The organism is Pseudomonas sp. F2, from assembly GCF_057174385.1.
This window is the reverse complement of the sequence record NZ_CM169904.1, coordinates 2,279,308-2,301,551: the sequence shown is the minus strand read 5'-3', so window position 1 is coordinate 2,301,551 and position 22,244 is coordinate 2,279,308. Positions and strand designations below refer to the sequence as shown.

Genomic DNA, 22,244 nt, shown 5'->3' with positions numbered 1-22,244 from the left:
CGTTACCCTGACTGCTTAGCGTGTTTCGAAATAACACGACCTGTTGATATGGCGTTCTGTGCTTTTTTTGGATCCGTCGAAAAAGTGTGGATATTGAAGGGGTTACCGGGATTTTTAACCGTCCGGTGATCAAAAAAATGTTGTTGCTGATCGTGAACTTCAGTAACATCTGCCCCGCGTTCACCACCACGGTTTATGCATTTTTAAATCCCAAGCTTCCATCAGCTGCTTGGGATTTTTTTTGCCTGCGATTTGGCCAATCCCGTTCTCTGTCTCCTTGCTTCCTGCGCGAAGCTTTCCAGTCCCACTGCTGTGTGCGGGCGAAACCGGTTTTTTTCGACTACTACTGAGTGGCGTTTTTCACGGCTTTCTCAAGGAGTTCGTCGATGCTGGTTCATTGGTTTCTCGCCGCTATTCATCTCTTGGCTTTTGCACTGGGCTTCTGGGCCGTGTTGGCCCGTGGCGCGGCGTTCAGTCGTTTGGCGACTGGCGTCGGTGAAGCAAAACGGGTTTTGCTTGCCGATAATCTGTGGGGCATTGCTGCGCTGGTGCTGTTGGTGACTGGCGGCATGCGCGCTTTCGGCGGCTTTGAAAAGGGCACTGACTACTATCTGCACCAGCCGCTGTTTCATTTGAAGATGACGTTGTTCGTGCTGATTCTGCTGATAGAGCTGGCGCCGATGATCACGCTGGTCAAATGGCGGATCGCATTGGCGCGGGGCAAGGTGATCGATACCGGGCGTGCAAAGTTGTATGCACGGATCAGTCACGTCGAGGCGCTGCTGTTGGTATTGATGGTGATTGCAGCCACTGGCATGGCGCGCGGCGTGACGTTCGGCTAGCAGGGAGCAATTCCCTGTGTTCTCTCGGAAATGTCTGACAGCCAGGCTGGGCAGTCGCAGGTAGTATCGCGCTGCAGGGGGGAAGGGAGCGAATGAAGTAGAGCGATGGGATGTGTCAGGCGCCGTGCCCAGTGGGCTGGGGAGCGGATGGCAATACGGCGCGTGTATCTCTAGCCAGTCATTATGCAAAGCAAACGAACTGGCTACTGACTGCAATGCGGTTCAGGGCGTTTGTGGCTTGTCCGGGGCGGTCAGGCCGGCCTGAATGCGCTGATAGATTTCTTCACGGTGTACGGCAACGTTTTTCGGAGCATTGATGCCGATACGGACTTGCTGACCGCTTACGCCGAGGATGGTGATCGTAATGTCATCACCAATATTTATGCTTTCACCGACTTTGCGGGTGAGTATCAGCATGGTCTTCTCCTTGATTGCTTTGTAGGGCACCTGATTCAGACAGTGCAGAGGTCGGTGGTACGTATAGATTAGTGCGAAGTCTCACGGTTTGGGTGCCTCTTTCTGACGCGCAGATGCGGCATTAATTCCCAGGGCGTAACTATACAGAGGCTGCAATCATCAATCTCGTTGTTTTGTGCCCATTTTGCGGGCCTCGCGAAGTATTTATGAATGTTAAGATCGCCGCTTTGTGATTTTCGAGGAAAGCGTTGTGCGCAAACTGGTCTGGATGGTCGCGGCACTGGCATTGGCGGGATGTGGTGAAGGCAAGAGTGTAGACGTGCAGAAGCCGAAAACGGCAGTCGCGGCCGCACCTGCGGCGGCGTCCGCCCCGCAATGGGACCTCGAAGTGCGCGGCGAAACACCTCAGGCTGTCAGTGACCTGAGTGGCTGGTTGATCGAGCATGCGTTCGTGCCGACCGTGATCAAGGACAGCAGCGGCAAGACGCGGATCCTGATTGGTCCGTTCAACTCCCAGGCCGACGCGCAAGCACGCAAGGTCGAGGTGGATGCAGCATTGGTGAAGGCCAAGAAGCAGAACGTCGAATCGGTGATCGTCGAGCATCCGCTCGCACCGTAAGCCGCACTTTCCGCGGAGCGGCCTAAAGGACATCGCAGTCGACTCGTCTTATACGAGTCAATCACGATTTCTCGAAGGAGCTCCGCATGGCCTCCGCCGCTCCCTATAAGCTTTTCAATGCGGTTTTGCGCCGCAAGACGCTGGTGAGTCCGCACATGATGCGGATCACGCTCGCCGACCCTTCAATAGGTGGCATGGCCACTTGGGCGCCGGACCAGCGCGTCAAACTGTTCTTCCCTGCTGAAGATGGATCACCTGCGAGCCTTGCGCAGGAGGAGGGCTGGTACGCGCGTTTTCGTTCGATGTTGGCGAGCCAGCGGCCAGCAATGCGCACCTACACCATTCGTCATTTGCGCGCTGATCAGGGCGAGGTCGACATCGATTTTGTCCTGCATGGCGAGACTGGTCCCGCGTCGCGCTGGGCGCTGCGTGCGCAGCCGGGAGCGTCGATGCAGATTCTTGCTCCCGACAGCGGTTTTTCCGCGCAGGACGCCGGAGGGTTCGAATGGAAACCGCCGCAGCTGCTCAAACAGGTTTTGCTGGTAGCGGATGCCACGGCATTGCCGGCCGCCATGGGCATTCTTGACGAGTTGGCTGCCATGTCCGGACCGCCTCAGACTCAGGCTTACTTTGAAGTGGACAGCGCCCCAGACATGCTCCCGGTGCCGGATTGGCCAGGGCTGTCGGTGCAGTGGCTGATTCGCGATCAGGCGCCAGAAGCAGTGGCTGGCGCGCTCATGGTAGAGGCTGTGCAGCAGGCGTTCTTGCCTGCAGAGGATTCATCGGTCGGGCAAGCCGCCGAACTCGCCGAAGTCGATATCGACAAAGACATTCTCTGGGAGATCGCCAACACGGCCCCCGAAGGTTTTTATGGCTGGATTGCCGGCGAAAGTGCTGCGGTCATGCGTCTGCGCAAATACCTGATCAAGGAATGCGGTATCCCCCGCGAGTCACTCAATCTGATGGGCTACTGGCGCTACAACAAGGCTGGCAGCTAAAAACAGAAAAGGCCTCGAACATCACGTTCGAGGCCTTTTCTTTTGCGCTGAAGAATCAGCCGCAGGCTTTCAGGTTCACCGGGCCGACAAATTCATTGCCGTGTCCCATGACGCACGCCACGCTCTGATTACGCTGGCGTTCCCAGTCTTGCACCGGGTACGTCTTGTTCCAGGCTTCGTAAAGCTGCCGATCCTGTTTCGACAGGCGCAAGCCGTACTGCTTGCTCATGTAGAAATAGGTGCGCGCGATCATGCCGCGAATCGACGGGCGAGGCATGACCTTCTTGGCCTTGAAGTCGACTTGAGTCAGGCACGAGCCATACTGACCGGATTGCACCGGCAGCCAGCCGTAGCTGAAGTTGCTGCGATCACCGTTGACTTCGCCAATGCTCGGTACCAGGTTGTGCAGGTCGGCTTCGGCTCTCTGATAACTCGGGTCGTAGCGTGTGCAGTTCTTGCGCCCGCCCGACTGCCAGCATTGACGCTGGTGACCGAATTCCCACGCCGGGACAATGTGCTCCCATTCGATGCGCGAAGCGCGCTTGGCATTTTTGCGTGGCACATAACCGCAAGCCTTCAAGTCCACCTTGTTGCCAGTGTATTTGCATCCGCAGTAAAACTCGGTGGACTGCGGTGCATACAGCTTCCAGGCGGCTTTCTTGGCCTCGGTAAAGGTGCGGGGAGCGCCAGCCTGGGCGCCAAAAGCGATGAACAGCAACAGTAATGCAAAACAGCGGACACTCATTGAATCAATCTTCCTTCGGCACAACCCAAAAAATCTGCACGCCACCATCGTCGCGATAGGCGAGTGTGACGTTGTCGTTCTCGTCGATTTCCTCGAGCAGTTGCTCCCATGCATCCACAGGCTCGTCCGGCAGACGGAAGATCAACGCGGCTTTGGCTTTTTGTGCGGTAGGGGAATTGATGATTTTTTGAACGCGCATACCCATGCGTTCGTAAGCAGCAGGAGCATCAGGGGAGGTGGCCACGAGGTAATCCTTATTAAGCTGTACGTGCATACAGTATTTAACTGTAAGCATTTTCGCAACTGCTTAAAATTCAAGAAAATCCTCTGACAGCGCTTTTGCGATTTTGGTGTAAGCCGGGTCGATTATTTTGTGCGAAAAAGTCGCGCGCAGCGTAGGTGGCTGCACCACCCGCCGCGCGGGCGAGTGGTGAGCAGGTTGCCCGATCCGGAAAGGCTCAGGCGAGGGCCAATCAATATTCCCAGAACATCCGTTGCAGCTCTTTGCTGTCGTTGGTTTTGGTCAGGGCGACCATGGCCAGGATCCGGGCTTTTTGCGGGTTCAGGTCGTGAGCGACGACCCAATCGTATTTGTCGTCAGGTTGTTCGGCGTTACGCAGAACGAAACCACCGGCGTTGACGTGGGACGAGCGGATGATCTGCACGCCGTCTTTGCGCAAGGCTTGCAGGCTCGGCACTACGCGCGAAGAAACAGAACCATTGCCGGTACCGGCATGGATGATGGCTTTGGCGCCGGCCTGGGCCAGTGCTTTGTAGGCGGTGTCATCAACGTTGCCGTAGGAATAGGCGATTTCTACGTCAGGCAGGCTCTTGATGTTCTTGATGTCGAATTCCGAATCCATGGTGTGGCGCTTGGCTGGCAAGCGGAACCAATAGGATTTGCCTTCGACCACCATGCCCAGCGGCCCCCAGGGGCTTTTGAACGCCTCGGTCTTGATGTTGATCATTTTGCTCACGTCGCGACCGGACTGGATTTCATCATTCATGGTCACCAGCACGCCTTTGCCGTGCGCTTCTTTGCTGCTGGCCACGGCGACGGCGTTGTACAGGTTGAGCATGCCGTCCGCCGACATGGCGGTGCCCGGACGCATCGAGCCGACGACGATGATCGGCTTGTCGGTCTTCTCGACCAGGTTGAGGAAGTAGGCAGTTTCTTCCAGGGTGTCGGTACCGTGGGTGATGACGATGCCATCGACGTCTTTGCTGTCGGCCAGTTCGGACACGCGACGACCCAGTTGCAGCAGGTTGTCGTTGGTGATGCTTTCCGAGGCGATCTGCATGACTTGTTCGCCACGCACGTTTGCCAGTTTGCTCAACTCGGGGATGCCGGCAATCAGTTGTTCAATGCCAACCTTGGCCGCCTGGTAGGTGGCGCTGTTGGCTGCGCTGGCGCCGGCACCGGCAATGGTGCCGCCAGTGGCAAGTACCACGACGTTGGCGAGTTTGGTCTGGGTTTCGACTTCTTTTGCCTGAAGGGCGGTTGGCAGGAGCAGGAGGAGGGCCAAAGCGCCCGGTACCAAGGTGTTGAAAGCAGATTTCATTATTTTTCTCTCTAGTAGTGAGACGGTGCTGATGCAGGTTCATCTAGATGCGCCCCGAGCCGATCTGAATGCTCGGGGTCCAGGCTAAGGAGCAGGATCCGTACCAGCGCTACTTTGCTTCAGAGAAATGTTTAACATCATGATTTACATCAGGATTTTATGGATCGGCCAATGGTTGTTTCGATCACCTGTCCGGGTTTCCGAATATTGGGACCTTTCATGTTCGGCTCACCGAAAAAGGCTACAACTCTTGACGAACGAAGCGGCTTGCCGGTTTCGGCTTTTCTGCTAAAGAAACCCGTCAGCAGGCCGATGGGTGTTAAAGGAAACGATTATTTAGGGAGTTCACATGTCACTGACGATCGGTTTTTCACATCCCGGCGCAGTCACCATCGGCGGTAAAACCGCAGCGACAATCAATGCAATGAACCAGGCGGAAGCAGACGCATCCGAAGAGGCGCTGGGCGTTGAAAAAGAGCAAAGCAACCAGGTCAGAACCGGTGGACCTGCGCAAGAAGCCAGCCAGGCGAGTAGCGCTGACAGCGGCGATAGCCTGAGCATCACCGTCAAAATGTTGCTCAAGCGGATGCAGGAATTGCAGAAGCAACTGCAAGAACAGCAACAACAATTGGCGGCGGCGCAGGCGGCAAGTTATCCGACGCCCGAGGCCAAGTCACAGGCGGTCATGTCCGTTCAGGGCCAGATCGCGCAAACCAGCGGCGCGCTGATGGAAGTCGCGGCGGCACTGGTCAAGGAAATGTCCAAGGATTCAACCAGCGGCAACCTGGTCAGTACCACGGCGTAAGCAGGGAAGGGCGAATCAGCCGATTCGCCCTGCGATAAAACGATGATTTCTGATTGTTGACAAATGTCGGCGGGATTCGCATAGTTCGGTCTACGCAAACGTTTGCGCGGCTTCCCCGGTGCCCTATTGGCCGGAAGAGAGCGCTGAAGCTTACGCCAGCGCGAGCGTTGCTCACAATAATCATAAGATCGGAGTGAACCCATGAAGCTGCCATTCGCTGGACGTCTTCTTGCTGTCGCTATGCTGGCTGCTGCAGCCGCCGCACTACCTGTCTCTTCGGCCTTCGCCGAGTCCCCGGAAAAACCCAAAGTCGCATTGGTCATGAAATCCCTGGCCAACGAATTCTTCCTGACCATGGAAGATGGCGCCAAGGCTTACCAGAAAGAACACTCCGCCGATTTTGACCTGATCTCCAACGGCATCAAGGACGAGACCGATACCGCCGGCCAGACCCGCATCGTCGAGCAGATGATTCTGGCCAAGGTCAACGCGCTGGTCATCGCACCGTCCGATTCCAAGGCCATGGTGCCGGTCATCAAGAAAGCCGTCGATGCCGGCATCACCGTGATCAACATCGACAACCAGCTCGATCCGCAAATCGTCAAAAGCAAAAATATCAGTGTGCCATTCGTAGGGCCGGACAACCGCAAGGGTGCGCGTCTGGTCGGTGAGTACCTGGCCAAGCAACTGAAGGCCGGTGACGAAGTCGGCATCATCGAAGGTGTGTCCACCACCACCAACGCCCAGCAGCGCACCGCCGGCTTCAAGGATGCGATGGGCGCGGCGCAGATCAAGGTGGTTTCGTTGCAATCGGGGGACTGGGAAATCGACAAGGGCAACAAGGTTGCTGCTTCGATTCTCAGCGAATACCCGGATGTGAAAGCGCTCTTGGCGGGTAACGACAGCATGGCCGTCGGCGCTGTTTCCGCTGTGCGCGCTGCCGGCAAGGCGGGCAAGGTACAAGTGGTCGGTTACGACAATATCAACGCGATCAAGCCGATGCTCAAGGACGGTCGTGTGCTGGCGACGGCCGATCAGTTCGCTGCCAAGCAGGCTGTGTTCGGTATTGAGACCGCACTGAAAATCCTCAAGGGCGAAAAAGTCGACAGCGGCGCCAATGGCGTGATCGAAACGCCAGTCGAGCTGGTCACCCAGTAAGTCTTTCGGCGACACAACGGCGCTCGTCCGTCCGGACGAGCGCATGGAGAGTTTTTATGTCAGTTTCCGCCCCGAACGCTGTCCTCTCGGTCAGCGGTATCGGTAAGACCTATGCGCAGCCGGTGCTCACGGGCATCGACTTGACGCTGATGCGCGGTGAAGTGCTGGCGCTGACCGGTGAAAATGGTGCCGGTAAAAGCACGCTGTCGAAGATCATTGGTGGTCTGGTCACGCCGACCACAGGCCAGATGCGGTTCCAGGGCAAAGACTACCGCCCTGGCAGCCGTACCCAGGCTGAAGAGCTTGGCGTGCGCATGGTCATGCAAGAACTCAATCTGCTGCCGACCCTGTCGGTGGCGGAAAACCTGTTTCTCGACAACCTGCCGAGCAACGGCGGCTGGATCAGTCGCAAGCAATTGCGCAAGGCCGCCATCGAAGCCATGGCGCAGGTCGGCCTCGATGCGATTGATCCGGACACTCTGGTCGGCGAGTTGGGTATCGGGCATCAGCAGATGGTCGAGATCGCACGCAACCTGATCGGCGATTGTCATGTGCTGATTCTTGATGAGCCGACGGCCATGCTCACTGCCCGTGAAGTGGAAATGCTTTTTGAGCAGATCACCCGTTTACAGGCGCGTGGGGTTGCGATCATCTATATCTCCCACCGCCTGGAAGAGCTGGCCCGAGTTGCGCAACGCATTGCTGTGCTGCGTGACGGCAATCTGGTCTGCGTCGAGCCGATGGCCAACTATAACAGTGAGCAGTTGGTGACCTTGATGGTCGGCCGTGAGCTGGGCGAACACATCGACATGGGCCCGCGCAAGATTGGCGCGCCAGCCCTGACGGTCAAGGGCCTGACCCGCTCCGACAAGGTGCGCGATGTTTCCTTTGAAGTGCGTGCTGGCGAGATTTTCGGGATTTCCGGGCTGATCGGAGCCGGGCGCACTGAATTGCTAAGGCTGATTTTTGGCGCCGACCTCGCCGACAGCGGCACGATTGCGCTGGGTTCGCCGGCGCAGGAGGTCAGTGTGCGTTCGCCGGTTGATGCAGTGAAGCACGGCATCGCCCTGATCACCGAAGACCGCAAGGGTGAAGGCTTGCTGCTCAGCCAGTCGATCAGCGCCAATATTGCTTTGGGCAACATGCCGGAAATTTCCCGGGCCGGGGTCGTCAATAACAGCAACGAAATTTCTTTGGCGCAGCGTCAGATCAACGCCATGCGCATCCGCAGTTCGAGCCCGACCCAATTGGTTTCCGAGTTGTCTGGCGGTAATCAGCAGAAGGTCGTGATCGGTCGCTGGCTGGAGCGTGATTGCTCGGTGCTGTTGTTCGACGAGCCGACTCGCGGCATTGATGTGGGTGCCAAGTTCGATATCTATGCCTTGCTGGGCGAGTTGACACGTCAGGGCAAAGCGCTGGTGGTGGTATCCAGTGACCTGCGCGAGCTGATGCTGATCTGCGACCGGATCGGTGTTCTGTCGGCAGGGCGTTTGATCGATACCTTCGAGCGCGACAGCTGGACCCAGGATGATTTGCTTGCTGCCGCGTTCGCCGGCTACCAAAAACGTGATGCGCAGCTCAATGAAGCGGCGCCTAGGGAACTCCCATGAAAACTGCATCTTCTGCCGGCAAACGTGGTGGCAATTTCTACGGTCTTGGCACCTATCTGGGCCTGGCGGGTGCCTTGTTGGCGATGGTGGCGTTGTTCTCGGTCATGAGCAGCCACTTTCTGTCCTATGACACCTTCAGCACGCTGGCCAACCAGATCCCCGATCTGATGGTGCTGGCGGTGGGCATGACCTTCGTGCTGATCATCGGCGGCATCGACCTGTCGGTCGGTTCGGTACTGGCACTTGCCGCCTCGACAGTCAGCGTCGCGATTCTCGGCTGGGGCTGGAGCGTGTTGCCGTCCGCTCTGCTCGGTATGGCGGTGGCTGCACTGGCGGGTACGGTGACTGGTTCGATCACTGTAGCGTGGCGTATTCCGTCGTTCATCGTTTCGCTCGGTGTGCTGGAAATGGCCCGTGGCCTGGCGTATCAGATGACCGGTTCGCGCACCGCCTACATCGGTGATTCGTTTGCCTGGCTGTCGAACCCGATCGCCTTTGGTATCTCGCCGTCGTTCATCATTGCCTTGCTGGTGATCTTCATTGCGCAAGCGGTGCTGACCCGCACCGTGTTCGGTCGCTACCTGATCGGCATCGGCACCAACGAAGAAGCGGTGCGTCTGGCCGGGATCAATCCAAAACCGTACAAGATTCTGGTGTTCAGCCTGATGGGGCTGCTCGCCGGCATCGCCGCGCTGTTCCAGATTTCCCGTCTGGAAGCGGCGGATCCGAATGCCGGCTCCGGCCTCGAACTGCAAGTGATCGCTGCGGTGGTCATTGGTGGCACCAGCCTGATGGGGGGGCGTGGTTCGGTGATCAGCACCTTCTTCGGTGTGTTGATCATTTCGGTGCTGGCGGCCGGTCTGGCGCAGATCGGTGCGACGGAGCCAACCAAGCGCATTATCACCGGTGCGGTGATCGTCATTGCGGTGGTACTCGATACCTATCGCAGTCAACGCGCCAGTCGACGGGGCTAAGCCATGGCAACGATCAAGGATGTGGCGGCGCTCGCGGGGATTTCCTACACCACGGTTTCTCACGTGGTGAACAAGACCCGGCCGGTCAGTCAGGAGGTGCGGTTGAAGGTCGAGGCGGCCATCAAAAGCCTCGATTACGTGCCAAGTGCCGTGGCGCGTTCACTGAAAGCCAAGACCACTGCGACCATTGGCTTATTGGTGCCTAACAGCCTCAACCCGTATTTTGCCGAGTTGGCTCGGGGTATCGAGGATTACTGTGAGCGTAACGGCTATTGCGTGATCCTTTGCAACTCTGACGATAACCCGGAAAAACAGCGCAGCTATTTGCGGGTGCTGCTGGAGAAGCGCATTGACGGCCTGATCGTCGCCTCCGCCGGTGGCGACATCGGGCTCGCGCAAGGGCTGGCCGGGGTGAAAACGCCGATGGTCATCGTCGACCGCGGGCTGGATGGCGTGGACGCCGACCTGGTGCGCATCGACCATGAATATGGTGCCTATCTGGCGACGCGTCACCTGCTGGAGCTGGGCCATCGTGACATCGCCACCATCGGCGGTCCGTCGAGCACCAGCGTGGCGCAAATGCGTCAGGCCGGTTTTTGTCGAGCGCTGCAGGAGGCGGGCATCAAGGTGCGGGCCGAGCGCATGCTGGAAAGCGATTTCACCAGCACTGGCGGTTACAACGCGGCGGCGATCCTGCTTGAAAGCAATCCGCCGAGTGCGATCTTCGCCGGTAACGACATGATCGGGATCGGTGTGCTGCGCGCGGCGGCCGAGCGCAATGTCCGCGTACCGAGCGAGCTGTCGGTGATCGGCTTCGACGATATCCAGATGAGTCGCTACGTGTACCCGGCGCTGACCACCGTTGGCCAGTCGATCCTGCAGTTGGGCGAGATGGCTGCCGAAGTGCTGCTGCGAAGGATTGCTACCCCGAGTCTGGTCACCGATCAACGAATCGTGACCCCGAGTATTGTCTTGCGCGAATCGACTGCACCGCTGTCAAGCGTGTTCACCGAGTACCGCTGAAATCGAATTGACGAGTAGTGATGTATGCCAGCAAATGTAGTGGTAATAGGCAGCCTGAACATGGATCTGGTCACCCGGGCGCCACGGCTGCCAAAGGGTGGTGAAACGCTGATCGGTCATTCTTTTGCCACCGTTTCCGGCGGCAAGGGCGCCAATCAGGCAGTCGCTGCTGCGCGCTTGGGTGCGCAGGTGGCGATGGTCGGCTGTGTTGGCAACGATGACTACGGCGTGCAATTGCGCGACGCATTGCTGGCCGAGCAGATCGATTGTCAGGCGGTGAGCACGGTTGCCGACTCCAGTGGCGTGGCGCTGATTGTGGTCGATGACAACAGTCAGAACGCCATCGTGATCGTCGCTGGCGCCAACGGTGCAATGACCCCGGCGGTGATTGACCGCTTTGATGCAGTTCTGCAGGCGGCCGACGTGATTATCTGCCAGCTGGAGATCCCGGATGCAACGGTGGGGCATGCGCTCAAGCGTGCGCGTGCGCTGGGCAAGACCGTGATTTTAAACCCGGCGCCGGCCAGTCGTCCGCTGCCGGCAGACTGGTATACCGCCATCGATTACCTGATTCCCAACGAAAGCGAAGCCGCTGCATTGAGCGGGTTGCCAGTCGATTCGCTGGAGGCCGCAGAAAGCGCTGCCAGTCAGTTGATCGCAATGGGCGCGGGCAAGGTCATCGTTACCCTCGGTGCGCAAGGCTCGCTGTTCGCCAATGGCAAAGATTTCGAGCATTTCCCGGCGCCCAAGGTGCAGGCGGTCGATACCACCGCCGCGGGCGATACCTTTGTTGGTGGTTTTGCCGCAGCGCTTGCCAGTGGCAAATCCGAGGCTGAGGCGATCCGTTACGGGCAAGTCGCTGCAGCGTTATCTGTGACCCGGGCCGGCGCACAGCCTTCCATTCCCACCATGTCCGACGTACAGGCGTTCAAATCCGCATGAAAAAAACTCCTTTGCTCAACGTCGCGTTGTCGCGGCTGATCGCATCCCTGGGCCATGGTGACATGGTGGTGATCGGTGACGCCGGACTGCCGGTTCCTCCTGGTGTTGAACTGATTGATCTGGCGCTGACCCACGGCGTTCCGGATTTTGTCAGTACCCTGAAAGTCGTGCTCAGCGAGATGCAGGTGGAGAGCCATGTGCTGGCCAACGAAATCCTCGACAAGCAGCCGACCGCCCTGGTTGTGCTGGACGAGTTGCAAGAAGAGGGCGCCCTCGGTCGGCGCGATCTGCTGACTCATGAGCAATTCAAGGTCCTTAGCCGACAGGCACGGGCGATTGTTCGTACAGGCGAATGTCAGCCGTACTGCAACATCGTGCTGGTGGCCGGAGTAACGTTCTAATCGGGTTTTCGACCCTTTCATTTTCATCAGCACAAGGAATGCGCCATGCACCGTTACGCTCACAAACTCCACCAATTGCTTCGGAGTCTGCTGCTTTTGTCTTTTATGACCGCCACCAGCGCTCAGGCTGCTGAAAAGATCGACCTGATCATCGACACCGATCCGGGTGCCGACGATGTGGTTGCCCTGCTGTTCGCCCTGGCTTCGCCGGATGAACTGAACATTCGCGCACTGACCACCGTGGCCGGCAACGTGCGCCTCGACAAGACTTCGCGCAACGCGCGCCTGGCTCGCGAGTGGGCAGGGCGCGAGGACGTTCCGGTTTACGCGGGCGCGCCGAAGCCGCTGATGCGTACGCCGATCTACGCCGAGAACATCCATGGCAAGGAAGGCCTGTCGGGTGTCACCGTGCATGAGCCGAAAAAAGGCCTGGCCGAAGGCAATGCGGTCAACTACCTGATCGATACCCTGAAAAAAGCCAAACCGCACAGCATCACCATCGCCATGCTGGGCCCGCAGACCAACCTGGCGCTGGCGCTGATCCAGGAGCCGGAGATCGTTAACGGTATCAAGGAAGTGGTGATCATGGGCGGCGCGCACTTCAATGGCGGCAACATTACCCCGGTGGCCGAATTCAACTTGTTTGCCGACCCGCAAGCGGCAGAAGTGGTACTCAAGAGTGGTGTAAAACTGACCTATCTGCCGCTGGACGTGACCCACAAGATTCTCACCAGCGACGCCCGCCTGAAGCAGATTGCCGCGCTCAACAACAATGCGAGCAAGATTGTCGGCGACATCCTCAACGAGTACATCAAGGGCGACATGGAGCACTACGGCATCCCTGGCGGTCCGGTGCATGACGCTACCGTCATTGCTTACCTGCTCAAGCCGGAGCTGTTCACCGGTCGCTCGGTGAACGTGGCCATCGACAGCCGTGAGGGGATCACGTTCGGTCAGACCGTGGTCGACTGGTACGATGGTCTGAAACAGCCGAAAAACGCATTTTGGGTCGAGAATGGTGATGCCCAAGGTTTCTTCGATCTGCTGACTGAGCGTCTGAAGCGCTTGAAGTAAGGCCTGGACCCGCAGGTGCAAGTCTGCGGGTTTTTACTCCCTCTCCGTGTCCGGCGTGCTCTTGTCGTCATGCTGGTACCGTTCGAACACTTGAGCGATAAACGTTTGTGCGCCTTGTGTTCCCATCGTCTTGACCAGCAGATCGATGCTGATCAGCGCCAGCTCCTCCGAACTGCCCGGGCTATACGAACTGTGCCCCTTCGGCCAAAGAACCTTGATGTCGGCGGAGATGCTTACGGTGCTCATGAGTGCGCTCGAAAAGTCGGGAATGTCTGAGCGCGAGTTAACCACTTTGTCGGGCGTTTGGCACTGCGACTTAGGCATGGGCGCGACGCTATGCGACACTTGGTCTTTTCCGGTTGAACCAAGGAATGTGCTGTGCAGATCGATTTGAATTCCCCCGACGGCCTCACACTTGACGCTGTGCGCCAGTTGCTCGCGTCGGCCAGCGATGATGTACACACGCAACTGCGCGTGACCAAGGGTGGGATTGCCTATATTTCTTCCGGTGTGACCGGCGGGCAGGATATTGACGGCCTGCTCTTTCGCCTGGAAACCTGGGCCAAGGGTTCGGGGTATGTCGGCAATGTCGCGGCCAGTGATGAAGTCTGGGTGATGCAGATTTTCAACGCACTGAAAGACAACTGGCCGAATCCGCCGCTCGATTACATCGACGTCTATTGAGCTTCGTTAATATTCGGTGACGATTGTGTGAGGATGCGCTGCACGCTCTTCAGGCAGACTCAGCGTTTTTCCGGATCGTGGGGCAGGGTGGCAGCATTGGTTGTGAAACCAAACGCCAGATTGGCGGTCGCACGATCTCAGCTTAACCATTTGAAAGAAGGAGGCTTCATGCCTTTGAAGTTCGCGTCTCTGGGTGCACTTATGGCCGTTGTCATGTTGGCCGGTTGCAGCACGACCTCCAGCGAGTCGGCAAAGGATCCTGTGGCGACCGATGCCGGTCACAGCCGCTGTGAAGCAAAGGCAGCGGAATTTGCCATCGGTAAAAAGGCTTCGCCGGAACTGCTCGATCAGGCGCGTGCCAAGGCTGGCGCGCAAAACGCCCGTTTCCTCAAGCCAACCGACATGATCACGCTGGAATACCGCTCCGATCGCTTGAATCTGAACACCGACAACAACCTGGTGGTCACCCGCGTCAACTGCGGTTGATCGCAGAGCGCTTTTGTTGCCGGCATAAAAAACCCCGTCACATGGACGGGGTTTTTTTAGCGCGCCGGGAAATTACTCTGGGCGAACTTGTGCAGCTTGCATACCCTTTTGGCCTTTCTCAGCCACGAAAGAGACGGTCTGGCCTTCTTTCAGGCTTTTGAAACCGTCGGATTCGATAGCTTTGAAGTGTACGAACAGGTCGTCACCGCCACCTTGAGGAGTGATGAAGCCGAAGCCTTTTTCATCGTTGAACCATTTAACGGTGCCGGTTTGGCGATTAGACATGGTGTATCTCCAAGAAACATATATTTTCAGTAGTACTGTGCTGCTCAGGCCAACTGGGCACACCCGGGTATCATAGTCGAAATGTTCGCTTTGGTAGCCCCCCGGACGTGCTGTTTGCTTTCATATTGCATCGATTTCAACCTCTGAAATGTCTGCAAGCCCCGGTTTCAGTGGCTTTTGGCCGAAAGAAGAGGGTGTAAAAAAAGCTATAAAACCTGCGTAAATTATCGATTTCGGGGTCTTTTTAGCGATTTTTGGTCTGCCGGACGCCCGAAAAAACATTCATCAGCGCTTATTTCTGCACGCGGCAAACCGAGATTTCTTTCAGTGCACGTTGACCCAGTTCACCACTTGGCGGGGTGTTCTTGTCCATCAGTTGCGCGATCTCTTGCGTGGTGAATTTCTTTTCCAGAACATCGGCACCGCAAGCGCAGTGTTTATTGGCTTCGGCTGGATTGACGCTCTTGCTGGCGGCGGCGGTGCAGTCGTTCATGTACTGGGCTTTGACACCGGCAGGCCAGGCCGCGTTGGCGCTCAGCGGCAGTAGCAGGGCCAGCGGGGCCGCGTAAGCAAAAAGTCGGGTAAGGCGCATGTCGGAAACTCCTTGGGTTGATATCGGCGACGATTCTCAGCTTATTTGAGGCAAAGCGTATATCCCAAGTTCACTTTGCGTCGCAAAAATGCATAAATCTTCAGCACTGAAAATCCTTCGACTCGATGACCGCTCATCTGTGCTAGCATGCCGGGCTCATGCGTTCTCAGGCTCCGGATGGCCTTCAGCCCCGAAGCGGTCAGCGTGCGAAACCCTGATTTGAATCCCAGTCACTCTGGTTCGGTTTTCCGGTTGGCCGCAAGGCTCCTGCCGCTGTAAGGCAGGCGTTCGTCATTGAATGGCCTGGATCGGATCTTGTACTGGCTCATCCCAACCCACGTGACCTTTGGTAGGGGTCACCACTAGGAGAGGAGGCGCCATGCCAACTATTACTCTTCCCGACGGCAGTCAACGTTCATTCGATCACCCGGTTTCCGTAGCCGAGGTCGCCGCATCCATTGGTGCCGGTCTGGCCAAGGCCACCGTGGCCGGCAAGGTCAACGGCAAGCTGGTTGACGCCTGCGACATCATCGACAGCGACGCGACGCTGCAAATCATCACGCCAAAGGATGAAGAGGGGCTGGAGATCATTCGCCACTCTTGCGCGCACCTGGTTGGCCATGCGGTCAAGCAACTGTACCCGACTGCGAAAATGGTCATCGGCCCGGTTATCGACGAAGGCTTCTATTACGACATCGCCTTCGAACGTCCTTTTACGCCGGACGACATGGCCGCCATCGAACAGCGCATGCATCAGCTGATCGACAAGGATTACGACGTCATCAAGAAAGTCACTCCGCGCGCCGAAGTGATCGAAGTGTTCAAGGCTCGCGGCGAAGATTACAAGCTGCGTCTGGTCGAGGACATGCCGAACGAGCAGGCCATGGGCCTGTATTACCACGAAGAATACGTCGACATGTGCCGCGGCCCGCACGTGCCGAACACGCGTTTCCTGAAGTCCTTCAAACTGACCAAATTGTCCGGTGCCTACTGGCGCGGTGATGCCAAGAACGAGCAACTACAGCGCGTTTACGGTACTGCCTGGGCAGACAAGAAGCAGCTGGCGGCTTACATCCAGCGCATCGAAGAAGCGGAAAAGCGCGATCACCGCAAGATCGGCAAGCGCCTGGGCCTGTTCCACACCCAGGAAGAAGCGCCGGGCATGGTGTTCTGGCACCCGAACGGCTGGACCCTGTATCAAGTGCTCGAGCAGTACATGCGCAAGGTGCAGCGTGACAATGGCTACCTCGAGATCAAGACCCCGCAAGTGGTCGATCGCAGTCTGTGGGAAAAATCCGGGCACTGGGCCAACTACGCCGACAACATGTTCACCACCGAGTCGGAAAGCCGCGACTACGCCATCAAGCCGATGAACTGCCCGTGCCACGTGCAGGTGTTCAATCAGGGTCTGAAGAGCTACCGCGAGCTGCCGATGCGTCTGGCCGAATTTGGTGCGTGCCACCGTAACGAGCCGTCGGGTGCGTTGCACGGCATCATGCGGGTGCGCGCGTTCACTCAGGACGACGCGCACATTTTCTGCACCGAAGAGCAGATGCAGGCTGAATCCGCAGCGTTCATCAAGCTGACCATGGATGTTTATCGCGACTTCGGCTTCACCGACGTCGAGATGAAACTGTCCACTCGTCCGGAAAAACGCGTAGGTTCCGACGAGCTGTGGGATCGCGCCGAAGCGGCACTGGCGGCAGCCCTCGATAGCGCGGGCCTGCCGTATGATCTGCAACCGGGCGAAGGTGCGTTCTACGGTCCGAAGATCGAGTTCTCGCTGAAAGATTGCCTCGGTCGCGTCTGGCAGTGTGGTACCTTGCAGCTCGATTTCAACCTGCCTGTCCGTCTCGGCGCCGAATACGTCTCCGAAGACAACAGCCGCAAGCATCCGGTGATGTTGCACCGCGCGATCCTCGGTTCTTTCGAGCGTTTCGTCGGGATTCTGATCGAGCACTACGAAGGTGCATTCCCTGCGTGGCTCGCGCCAACGCAGGCAGTGATCATGAATATCACTGATAAACAGGCAGATTTCGTCGCTCAGGTTGAAAAAACTCTCAACGAAAGCGGATTTCGTGCCAAGTCCGACTTGAGAAATGAAAAGATCGGCTTTAAAATCCGCGAGCATACTTTGCTCAAGGTTCCCTATCTTTTGGTTATCGGAGATAAGGAAGTCGAGATGCAGACTGTCGCTGTGCGTACTCGTGAAGGTGCTGACCTGGGCTCGATGCCCGTCGCCCAGTTCGCTGAGTTTCTCGCGCAAGCGGTTTCCCGGCGTGGTCGCCCAGATTCGGAGTAATTATTATTAAGCGTGAAATGAGACAAGATAAACGAGCTGCACCGAAAGCCCCGATCAACGAGAATATCTCGGCACGCGAGGTTCGGTTAATTGGCGCTGATGGCGAGCAGATTGGCATCGTCTCGATTGATGAAGCGCTTCGTATTGCTGAAGAAGCAAAGCTTGATCTGGTAGAAATCTCTGCTGACGCAGTCCCACCGGTTTGCCGGGTGATGGACTACGGCAAATCGATCTTCGAAAAGAAGAAGCAGATTGCAGCAGCGAAGAAAAACCAGAAGCAGATTCAGGTAAAAGAAATCAAGTTTCGTCCAGGGACGGAGGAAGGGGATTACCAGGTAAAACTGCGCAACCTGGTACGTTTCCTGAGTGACGGGGACAGGGCCAAGGTATCCTTGCGATTCCGCGGCCGTGAGATGGCCCACCAGGAGCTGGGGATGGAACTCCTCAAGCGGGTTGAAGCTGACCTGCTCGAGTACGGTTCGGTCGAACAGCATCCTAAGATGGAAGGACGCCAGCTGATCATGGTCATCGCCCCGAAAAAGAAGAAGTAATCAACAGGGCACGGCAGGCCTTCTGATTATGTTTATCAACTGAATGCGGAGTATCCGAACATGCCAAAAATGAAAACCAAAAGTGGTGCTGCTAAGCGGTTTCTGAAAACTGCTAACGGTATCAAGCACAAGCACGCTTTCAAGAGCCACATCCTGACCAAAATGTCGACCAAGCGTAAGCGTCAACTGCGCGGTAGCAGCTTGCTGCATCCGTCTGACGTGGCAAAAGTCGAGCGCATGCTGCGCCTTCGTTAATTTTAGTCAAGAATAGAGGAAGTAACTCATGGCTCGTGTAAAGCGTGGCGTCATTGCCCGTAAGCGTCACAAAAAAATTCTGAAACTTGCTAAAGGCTACTACGGCGCACGCTCCCGCGTATTCCGTGTTGCCAAGCAAGCGGTAATCAAGGCAGGCCAATACGCCTACCGTGACCGTCGTCAGAAAAAACGTCAGTTCCGCGCTCTGTGGATCGCTCGTATCAACGCTGGTGCTCGTGTTAACGGTCTGTCCTACAGCCGTTTCATTGCTGGCCTGAAAAAAGCGTCCATCGAGATCGACCGTAAGGTTCTGGCTGATCTGGCAGTGAACGAAAAAGCGGCGTTTGCTGCGATTGTCGAGAAAGCTAAAGCCACCTTGGCTTAAGTACCCCCGACAGTCACCCGGCCTCACCTCTGTGGGGTCAGGTGTTAAACGTCATAAATAGGGGAAGAGCCTTCAAGCTCTTCCCCTATTTTGTATCTGGAGTCTGTACATGGAAAACCTGGATGCGCTGGTCTCTCAAGCACTAGAGGCTGTGCAAAGCGCTGAAGATATCAATGCCCTGGAGCAAATCCGGGTTCAATACCTTGGCAAAAAGGGTGAATTGACTCAGGTGATGAAGACCCTGGGGAATTTGCCGGCAGAAGAGCGTCCGCAAGTCGGCGCCCTGATCAACGTTGCCAAGGAGCGTGTTACAGGCGTTCTCAATGCGCGCATGGCCCTGTTTGAAGAAGCCGAACTGGCTGCCAAACTGTCTGCCGAATCCATTGACGTGACGTTGCCGGGCCGTGGCCAGACCTCCGGTGGTCTGCATCCGGTGACCCGGACTCTGGAACGAGTCGAGCAGTTCTTCACCCGCATCGGCTACGGTATCGCCGAAGGCCCTGAGGTCGAAGACGACTATCACAACTTCGAAGCGCTCAACATCCCAGGCCACCACCCGGCCCGGTCGATGCATGACACTTTCTATTTCAATGCGAACATGTTGCTGCGCACCCATACCTCGCCGGTACAGGTCCGGACCATGGAGTCCAAGCAACCGCCGATCCGCATCGTCTGCCCAGGCCGTGTGTATCGCAGCGACTCCGATATCACCCACTCGCCGATGTTCCACCAGGTCGAAGGCCTGCTGGTCGATCACGATATCAATTTTGCCGATCTCAAAGGCACCATCGAAGAATTCCTGCGGGTGTTCTTCGAGAAAGAGCTGGCCGTACGTTTCCGTCCTTCTTACTTCCCGTTCACCGAGCCATCCGCTGAAGTCGATATGGAATGCGTGATGTGCAGCGGTAAAGGCTGCCGCGTCTGCAAGCAGACCGGCTGGCTGGAAGTCATGGGCTGCGGCATGGTCCACCCGAACGTGCTGCGCATGTCTGGCATCGATCCGGAAGAGTTCTCCGGTTTTGCTTTCGGTATGGGCGTCGAGCGTCTGGCCATGCTCCGTTACGGCGTGAACGACTTGCGTCTGTTCTTCGACAACGACTTGCGGTTCCTCGCGCAATTTCGCTAGTCGTAACGAATTCTTAGGAGAGCAGGATGAAATTCAGTGAACAATGGCTGCGTGGCTGGGTTAGCCCGCAGGTAAGTCGCGACGAGCTGGTTGCTCGTCTGTCGATGGCGGGTCTGGAGGTCGATAGTGTGGCCCCGGCCGCCGGTGTATTCAGCGGCGTGGTCGTCGGCGAGGTGCTGAGCACCGAGCAACACCCTGACGCCGACAAGCTGCGTGTGTGCCAGGTCAGCAATGGCGCGGAGACCTTCCAGGTCGTGTGCGGTGCGCCAAACGTGCGTCCGGGCCTGAAGATTCCGTTCGCCATGATCGGCGCCGAACTGCCGGGCGACTTCAAGATCAAGAAGGCCAAGCTGCGCGGCGTCGAGTCCAACGGCATGTTGTGCTCGCAAGCCGAGCTGCAGATTGGTGAAGGCAACGACGGTCTGATGGAACTGCCGGCCGATGCGCCGGTGGGCGAAGATTTCCGTGTGTATCTGGATCTGGAAGACGCCAGCATCGAGGTCGACCTGACCCCGAACCGTGGCGACTGCCTGTCGTTGGCCGGCCTGGCCCGTGAAGTGGGTGCGCTGTACGCCGCTCCGGTTACCCGTCCGGTGGTCATGGCGATTCCGGCTGTGCACGACGAAGTGCGTCCGGTAGACGTGCTGGCGCCTGCCGCTTGCCCGCGTTACCTGGGGCGTGTCATCCGTAACGTTGACCTGTCCAGGCCGACCCCGCTGTGGATGGTTGAACGACTGCGCCGCGCCGAAGTGCGCAGTATCGACGCTGCCGTCGACATCACCAACTACGTGATGCTCGAGCTGGGTCAGCCGCTGCACGCGTTCGATCTCGCCGAAATCAATGGCGGCATCCGCGTGCGTATGGCTGAAGAGGGCGAGAAGCTGGTGCTGCTCGACGGTCAGGAAGTCAGTCTGCGTAGCGATACGCTGGTGATTGCCGACCATACTCGCGCTCTGGCGATTGCCGGCGTGATGGGGGGCGAACACAGCGGAGTGTCCGCGACCACGCGCGACGTGTTCCTGGAAAGTGCGTTCTTTGACCAGATCGCTGTGGCGGGCAAGGCCCGTTCCTACGGCCTGCACACCGATGCTTCGCACCGATACGAGCGTGGCGTGGACTGGCAACTGGCCCGTGAAGCCATGGAGCGCGCCACTGGCCTGCTGCTGGAAATCACCGGTGGTGAAGCCGGCCCGATCATCGAAACCGTGAGCGAGCAGCACCTGCCGTCGATCGCGCCGATCACCCTGCGTGCACAGCGCATCACCCAGATGCTGGGGATGGAAATGGATTCGGCGCAGGTTGAGCGTCTGCTCAGCGCTTTGGGTCTGAAGATTTCCGCTGACGGAGCAGGTCAGTGGCGCGTAGAAGTGCCAAGCCACCGTTTCGATATCAGCCTGGAAGTCGATCTGATCGAAGAGCTGGCGCGTCTTTACGGCTACAACCGTCTGCCGGTTCGTTACCCGCAAGCGCGTCTGGCGCCACAAGCCAAAGCTGAAGCACGCAGCGAGCTGCCTGAGTTGCGTCGTCTGCTGGTTGCCCGTGGTTATCAGGAAGCGATCACTTACAGCTTCATCGATCCCAAGCAGTTCGAACTGTTCAATCCGGGCGTTGAGCCGCTGCTGCTGGCCAACCCGATTTCCAATGACATGGCTGCCATGCGCTCGTCGCTGTGGCCGGGCCTGGTCAAGGCGTTGCAGCACAACCTGAACCGTCAGCAGGATCGCGTGCGTCTGTTCGAAAGCGGTCTGCGCTTCGTCGGTCAGCTGGAAGGTCTGAAGCAAGAGCCGATGCTCTCGGGTGTTGTTTGCGGCAGCCGTCTGCCGGAAGGTTGGGCACAGGGTCGCGACAGCATCGATTTCTTCGATGTGAAAGCGGACGTTGAAGCGGTTCTGGGTTACGCCGGTGCGTTGGAGGCCTTCACTTTCACTCCGGGCAAACATCCGGCGCTGCACCCGGGTCAAACCGCGCGCATTGAACGTGATGGGCGTGAAGTCGGCTTCATCGGTGCGATTCACCCTGAACTGTCCAAAGCCCTGGGTCTGGATCGTCCGGTATTCGTCTTCGAGCTGGTTTTGGCTGAAGTCGCTTCCGGAAAAATGCCGCAATTCCACGAGTTGTCGCGTTTTCCTGAAGTGCGTCGTGACCTTGCACTGATCGCGCACAAAGACGTCGCGGCCTCGGCTGTACTCGACGTAATCCGTGAAAATGCAGGCGAATGGCTCACGGATCTCAGGCTGTTTGACGTGTATCAGGGTAAAGGCATTGATCCTGATAGAAAAAGCCTTGCAGTTGGCTTGACCTGGCAGCATCCATCGCGCACTCTTAATGACGATGAGGTGAATTCGACGACGCAAAATATCCTCACCTCGCTCGAACAAAAGTTGAACGCCACGTTAAGGAAGTGACGT

The 22,244-nt window shown here is 57.5% G+C and carries 27 protein-coding genes; 20 read left to right on the top strand and 7 right to left on the bottom strand.

Annotation, left to right across the window (positions count from 1 at the left end; genetic code table 11):
- The first annotated feature begins 86 nt into the window (after positions 1 to 86).
- Together AC193Q_RS10065 and AC193Q_RS10060 are read left to right on the top strand one after the other, a co-directional pair.
- A complete protein-coding gene (locus tag AC193Q_RS10065; protein ID WP_147438971.1) occupies positions 87 to 350 on the top strand; it encodes a hypothetical protein in 264 nt (87 codons plus the stop codon).
- Positions 351 to 386: 36 nt separating this feature from the next.
- Positions 387 to 842, top strand: a complete 456-nt coding sequence (locus AC193Q_RS10060) for a DUF2214 family protein (protein ID WP_483879468.1) — start codon at positions 387 to 389, stop codon at positions 840 to 842.
- A 222-nt stretch (positions 843 to 1,064) separates the two neighbouring features.
- On the opposite strand, the gene csrA is transcribed toward AC193Q_RS10060, so the two are convergent.
- Positions 1,065 to 1,259 carry a carbon storage regulator CsrA gene (gene csrA / locus AC193Q_RS10055; protein WP_003179932.1) on the bottom strand — a complete coding sequence of 65 codons (195 nt, stop codon included), beginning with the start codon at positions 1,257 to 1,259 and terminating at the stop codon, positions 1,065 to 1,067.
- Positions 1,260 to 1,509: 250 nt separating this feature from the next.
- Here csrA and AC193Q_RS10050 point away from each other — a divergent pair, with 250 nt between their 5' ends.
- Together AC193Q_RS10050 and AC193Q_RS10045 are read left to right on the top strand one after the other, a co-directional pair.
- Positions 1,510 to 1,878, top strand: coding sequence for a sporulation protein (locus AC193Q_RS10050; protein ID WP_047293271.1), 369 nt, complete (start codon positions 1,510 to 1,512; stop codon positions 1,876 to 1,878).
- 86 nt (positions 1,879 to 1,964) lie between these two features.
- Positions 1,965 to 2,876 carry a siderophore-interacting protein gene (locus AC193Q_RS10045; RefSeq protein WP_121186258.1) on the top strand — a complete coding sequence of 304 codons (912 nt, stop codon included), beginning with the start codon at positions 1,965 to 1,967 and terminating at the stop codon, positions 2,874 to 2,876.
- Between the two features lie 55 nt (positions 2,877 to 2,931).
- On the opposite strand, the gene AC193Q_RS10040 is transcribed toward AC193Q_RS10045, so the two are convergent.
- From AC193Q_RS10040 to AC193Q_RS10030, 3 genes are all read right to left on the bottom strand, one after another.
- Positions 2,932 to 3,621 carry an endonuclease I family protein gene (locus AC193Q_RS10040; RefSeq protein ID WP_121186256.1) on the bottom strand — a complete coding sequence of 230 codons (690 nt, stop codon included), beginning with the start codon at positions 3,619 to 3,621 and terminating at the stop codon, positions 2,932 to 2,934.
- Between the two features lie 4 nt (positions 3,622 to 3,625).
- Positions 3,626 to 3,916 carry a DUF1654 domain-containing protein gene (locus AC193Q_RS10035; protein ID WP_121186254.1) on the bottom strand — a complete coding sequence of 97 codons (291 nt, stop codon included), beginning with the start codon at positions 3,914 to 3,916 and terminating at the stop codon, positions 3,626 to 3,628.
- A gap of 178 nt (positions 3,917 to 4,094) precedes the next feature.
- Positions 4,095 to 5,183, bottom strand: coding sequence for an asparaginase (locus AC193Q_RS10030; RefSeq protein WP_027611548.1), 1,089 nt, complete (start codon positions 5,181 to 5,183; stop codon positions 4,095 to 4,097).
- Positions 5,184 to 5,532: 349 nt separating this feature from the next.
- Here AC193Q_RS10030 and AC193Q_RS10025 point away from each other — a divergent pair, with 349 nt between their 5' ends.
- From AC193Q_RS10025 to AC193Q_RS09990, 8 genes are all read left to right on the top strand, one after another.
- Positions 5,533 to 5,988 carry a hypothetical protein gene (locus AC193Q_RS10025; RefSeq protein WP_121186252.1) on the top strand — a complete coding sequence of 152 codons (456 nt, stop codon included), beginning with the start codon at positions 5,533 to 5,535 and terminating at the stop codon, positions 5,986 to 5,988.
- Positions 5,989 to 6,189: 201 nt separating this feature from the next.
- The gene (locus AC193Q_RS10020) at positions 6,190 to 7,146 is read left to right on the top strand and encodes a sugar ABC transporter substrate-binding protein (protein WP_121186250.1); all 957 of its coding nucleotides are present in this window, start codon (positions 6,190 to 6,192) and stop codon (positions 7,144 to 7,146) included.
- Positions 7,147 to 7,202: 56 nt separating this feature from the next.
- Positions 7,203 to 8,756 (top strand): sugar ABC transporter ATP-binding protein, encoded by a 1,554-nt coding sequence (locus tag AC193Q_RS10015; protein ID WP_121186248.1) that lies wholly within the window; start codon positions 7,203 to 7,205, stop codon positions 8,754 to 8,756.
- Positions 8,753 to 9,730, top strand: a complete 978-nt coding sequence (locus AC193Q_RS10010; protein ID WP_041066117.1) for an ABC transporter permease — start codon at positions 8,753 to 8,755, stop codon at positions 9,728 to 9,730. Before AC193Q_RS10015 ends, AC193Q_RS10010 begins: the two co-directional genes overlap by 4 nt.
- Before the next feature lie 3 nt (positions 9,731 to 9,733).
- On the top strand, positions 9,734 to 10,753 hold the full coding sequence (locus tag AC193Q_RS10005; protein ID WP_121186246.1) for a LacI family DNA-binding transcriptional regulator: 1,020 nt from the start codon (positions 9,734 to 9,736) through the stop codon (positions 10,751 to 10,753).
- A gap of 24 nt (positions 10,754 to 10,777) precedes the next feature.
- Entirely contained in the window at positions 10,778 to 11,695 is a 918-nt protein-coding gene (gene rbsK, locus AC193Q_RS10000; RefSeq protein ID WP_121186244.1) for a ribokinase, read from the top strand.
- Entirely contained in the window at positions 11,692 to 12,096 is a 405-nt protein-coding gene (rbsD, locus tag AC193Q_RS09995; RefSeq protein ID WP_041066125.1) for a D-ribose pyranase, read from the top strand. Before rbsK ends, rbsD begins: the two co-directional genes overlap by 4 nt.
- Positions 12,097 to 12,141: 45 nt before the next feature.
- A complete protein-coding gene (locus tag AC193Q_RS09990) occupies positions 12,142 to 13,170 on the top strand; it encodes a nucleoside hydrolase (RefSeq protein ID WP_047293285.1) in 1,029 nt (342 codons plus the stop codon).
- A gap of 33 nt (positions 13,171 to 13,203) precedes the next feature.
- On the opposite strand, the gene AC193Q_RS09985 is transcribed toward AC193Q_RS09990, so the two are convergent.
- The gene (locus tag AC193Q_RS09985) at positions 13,204 to 13,416 is read right to left on the bottom strand and encodes a hypothetical protein (protein ID WP_095669300.1); all 213 of its coding nucleotides are present in this window, start codon (positions 13,414 to 13,416) and stop codon (positions 13,204 to 13,206) included.
- A gap of 132 nt (positions 13,417 to 13,548) precedes the next feature.
- On the opposite strand from AC193Q_RS09985, the gene AC193Q_RS09980 reads away from it, so the two are divergent.
- The gene (locus AC193Q_RS09980; RefSeq protein ID WP_041066130.1) at positions 13,549 to 13,854 is read left to right on the top strand and encodes a hypothetical protein; all 306 of its coding nucleotides are present in this window, start codon (positions 13,549 to 13,551) and stop codon (positions 13,852 to 13,854) included.
- A 168-nt stretch (positions 13,855 to 14,022) separates the two neighbouring features.
- Positions 14,023 to 14,340 (top strand): I78 family peptidase inhibitor, encoded by a 318-nt coding sequence (locus tag AC193Q_RS09975; RefSeq protein WP_047293287.1) that lies wholly within the window; start codon positions 14,023 to 14,025, stop codon positions 14,338 to 14,340.
- Positions 14,341 to 14,412: 72 nt separating this feature from the next.
- Here the strand turns inward: AC193Q_RS09975 and AC193Q_RS09970 are convergent, their stop codons facing one another.
- Positions 14,413 to 14,625 carry a cold-shock protein gene (locus AC193Q_RS09970; RefSeq protein WP_003179963.1) on the bottom strand — a complete coding sequence of 71 codons (213 nt, stop codon included), beginning with the start codon at positions 14,623 to 14,625 and terminating at the stop codon, positions 14,413 to 14,415.
- Positions 14,626 to 14,917: 292 nt separating this feature from the next.
- Complete coding sequence (locus AC193Q_RS09965) at positions 14,918 to 15,217, bottom strand: hypothetical protein (protein WP_047293289.1); 300 nt, start codon at positions 15,215 to 15,217, stop codon at positions 14,918 to 14,920.
- Positions 15,218 to 15,596: 379 nt separating this feature from the next.
- Between AC193Q_RS09965 and thrS the strand changes: the two genes are divergently transcribed.
- The 6 genes from thrS to pheT all read left to right on the top strand — a co-directional run bounded on the left by thrS (position 15,597) and on the right by pheT (position 22,241).
- Positions 15,597 to 17,519, top strand: coding sequence for a threonine--tRNA ligase (gene thrS / locus AC193Q_RS09960; protein WP_007961251.1), 1,923 nt, complete (start codon positions 15,597 to 15,599; stop codon positions 17,517 to 17,519).
- Positions 17,519 to 18,070 carry a translation initiation factor IF-3 gene (infC, locus tag AC193Q_RS09955; RefSeq protein WP_170929410.1) on the top strand — a complete coding sequence of 184 codons (552 nt, stop codon included), beginning with the start codon at positions 17,519 to 17,521 and terminating at the stop codon, positions 18,068 to 18,070. Before thrS ends, infC begins: the two co-directional genes overlap by 1 nt.
- 60 nt (positions 18,071 to 18,130) lie before the next feature.
- Positions 18,131 to 18,325 carry a 50S ribosomal protein L35 gene (gene rpmI, locus AC193Q_RS09950; RefSeq protein ID WP_002553160.1) on the top strand — a complete coding sequence of 65 codons (195 nt, stop codon included), beginning with the start codon at positions 18,131 to 18,133 and terminating at the stop codon, positions 18,323 to 18,325.
- Between the two features lie 28 nt (positions 18,326 to 18,353).
- On the top strand, positions 18,354 to 18,710 hold the full coding sequence (gene rplT, locus AC193Q_RS09945; RefSeq protein ID WP_002553161.1) for a 50S ribosomal protein L20: 357 nt from the start codon (positions 18,354 to 18,356) through the stop codon (positions 18,708 to 18,710).
- Positions 18,711 to 18,819: 109 nt separating this feature from the next.
- Entirely contained in the window at positions 18,820 to 19,836 is a 1,017-nt protein-coding gene (pheS, locus tag AC193Q_RS09940; protein ID WP_121186241.1) for a phenylalanine--tRNA ligase subunit alpha, read from the top strand.
- Between the two features lie 26 nt (positions 19,837 to 19,862).
- Positions 19,863 to 22,241, top strand: a complete 2,379-nt coding sequence (pheT, locus tag AC193Q_RS09935) for a phenylalanine--tRNA ligase subunit beta (protein ID WP_483879467.1) — start codon at positions 19,863 to 19,865, stop codon at positions 22,239 to 22,241.
- The last annotated feature ends 3 nt before the right edge of the window (positions 22,242 to 22,244 follow it).

Bases quoted from the DNA above. Each gene is read 5' to 3' on its own strand.
- AC193Q_RS09965 (WP_047293289.1), bottom strand. From the start codon at position 15,217: ATGCGCCTTACCCGACTTTTTGCTTACGCGGCCCCGCTGGCCCTGCTA.
- rplT (WP_002553161.1), top strand. From the start codon at position 18,354: ATGGCTCGTGTAAAGCGTGGCGTCATTGCCCGTAAGCGTCACAAAAAA.
- pheS (WP_121186241.1), top strand. From the start codon at position 18,820: ATGGAAAACCTGGATGCGCTGGTCTCTCAAGCACTAGAGGCTGTGCAA.
- AC193Q_RS10060 (WP_483879468.1), top strand. From the start codon at position 387: ATGCTGGTTCATTGGTTTCTCGCCGCTATTCATCTCTTGGCTTTTGCA.
- AC193Q_RS10015 (WP_121186248.1), top strand. From the start codon at position 7,203: ATGTCAGTTTCCGCCCCGAACGCTGTCCTCTCGGTCAGCGGTATCGGT.
- AC193Q_RS09985 (WP_095669300.1), bottom strand. From the start codon at position 13,416: ATGAGCACCGTAAGCATCTCCGCCGACATCAAGGTTCTTTGGCCGAAG.
- AC193Q_RS10030 (WP_027611548.1), bottom strand. From the start codon at position 5,183: ATGAAATCTGCTTTCAACACCTTGGTACCGGGCGCTTTGGCCCTCCTC.
- csrA (WP_003179932.1), bottom strand. From the start codon at position 1,259: ATGCTGATACTCACCCGCAAAGTCGGTGAAAGCATAAATATTGGTGAT.
- AC193Q_RS10010 (WP_041066117.1), top strand. From the start codon at position 8,753: ATGAAAACTGCATCTTCTGCCGGCAAACGTGGTGGCAATTTCTACGGT.
- thrS (WP_007961251.1), top strand. From the start codon at position 15,597: ATGCCAACTATTACTCTTCCCGACGGCAGTCAACGTTCATTCGATCAC.
- rbsK (WP_121186244.1), top strand. From the start codon at position 10,778: ATGCCAGCAAATGTAGTGGTAATAGGCAGCCTGAACATGGATCTGGTC.
- rpmI (WP_002553160.1), top strand. From the start codon at position 18,131: ATGCCAAAAATGAAAACCAAAAGTGGTGCTGCTAAGCGGTTTCTGAAA.
- AC193Q_RS09970 (WP_003179963.1), bottom strand. From the start codon at position 14,625: ATGTCTAATCGCCAAACCGGCACCGTTAAATGGTTCAACGATGAAAAA.
- AC193Q_RS10035 (WP_121186254.1), bottom strand. From the start codon at position 3,916: ATGCTTACAGTTAAATACTGTATGCACGTACAGCTTAATAAGGATTAC.
- AC193Q_RS10045 (WP_121186258.1), top strand. From the start codon at position 1,965: ATGGCCTCCGCCGCTCCCTATAAGCTTTTCAATGCGGTTTTGCGCCGC.
- AC193Q_RS10020 (WP_121186250.1), top strand. From the start codon at position 6,190: ATGAAGCTGCCATTCGCTGGACGTCTTCTTGCTGTCGCTATGCTGGCT.
- AC193Q_RS10005 (WP_121186246.1), top strand. From the start codon at position 9,734: ATGGCAACGATCAAGGATGTGGCGGCGCTCGCGGGGATTTCCTACACC.
- pheT (WP_483879467.1), top strand. From the start codon at position 19,863: ATGAAATTCAGTGAACAATGGCTGCGTGGCTGGGTTAGCCCGCAGGTA.
- AC193Q_RS10025 (WP_121186252.1), top strand. From the start codon at position 5,533: ATGTCACTGACGATCGGTTTTTCACATCCCGGCGCAGTCACCATCGGC.
- AC193Q_RS09990 (WP_047293285.1), top strand. From the start codon at position 12,142: ATGCACCGTTACGCTCACAAACTCCACCAATTGCTTCGGAGTCTGCTG.
- AC193Q_RS10040 (WP_121186256.1), bottom strand. From the start codon at position 3,621: ATGAGTGTCCGCTGTTTTGCATTACTGTTGCTGTTCATCGCTTTTGGC.
- rbsD (WP_041066125.1), top strand. From the start codon at position 11,692: ATGAAAAAAACTCCTTTGCTCAACGTCGCGTTGTCGCGGCTGATCGCA.
- AC193Q_RS09975 (WP_047293287.1), top strand. From the start codon at position 14,023: ATGCCTTTGAAGTTCGCGTCTCTGGGTGCACTTATGGCCGTTGTCATG.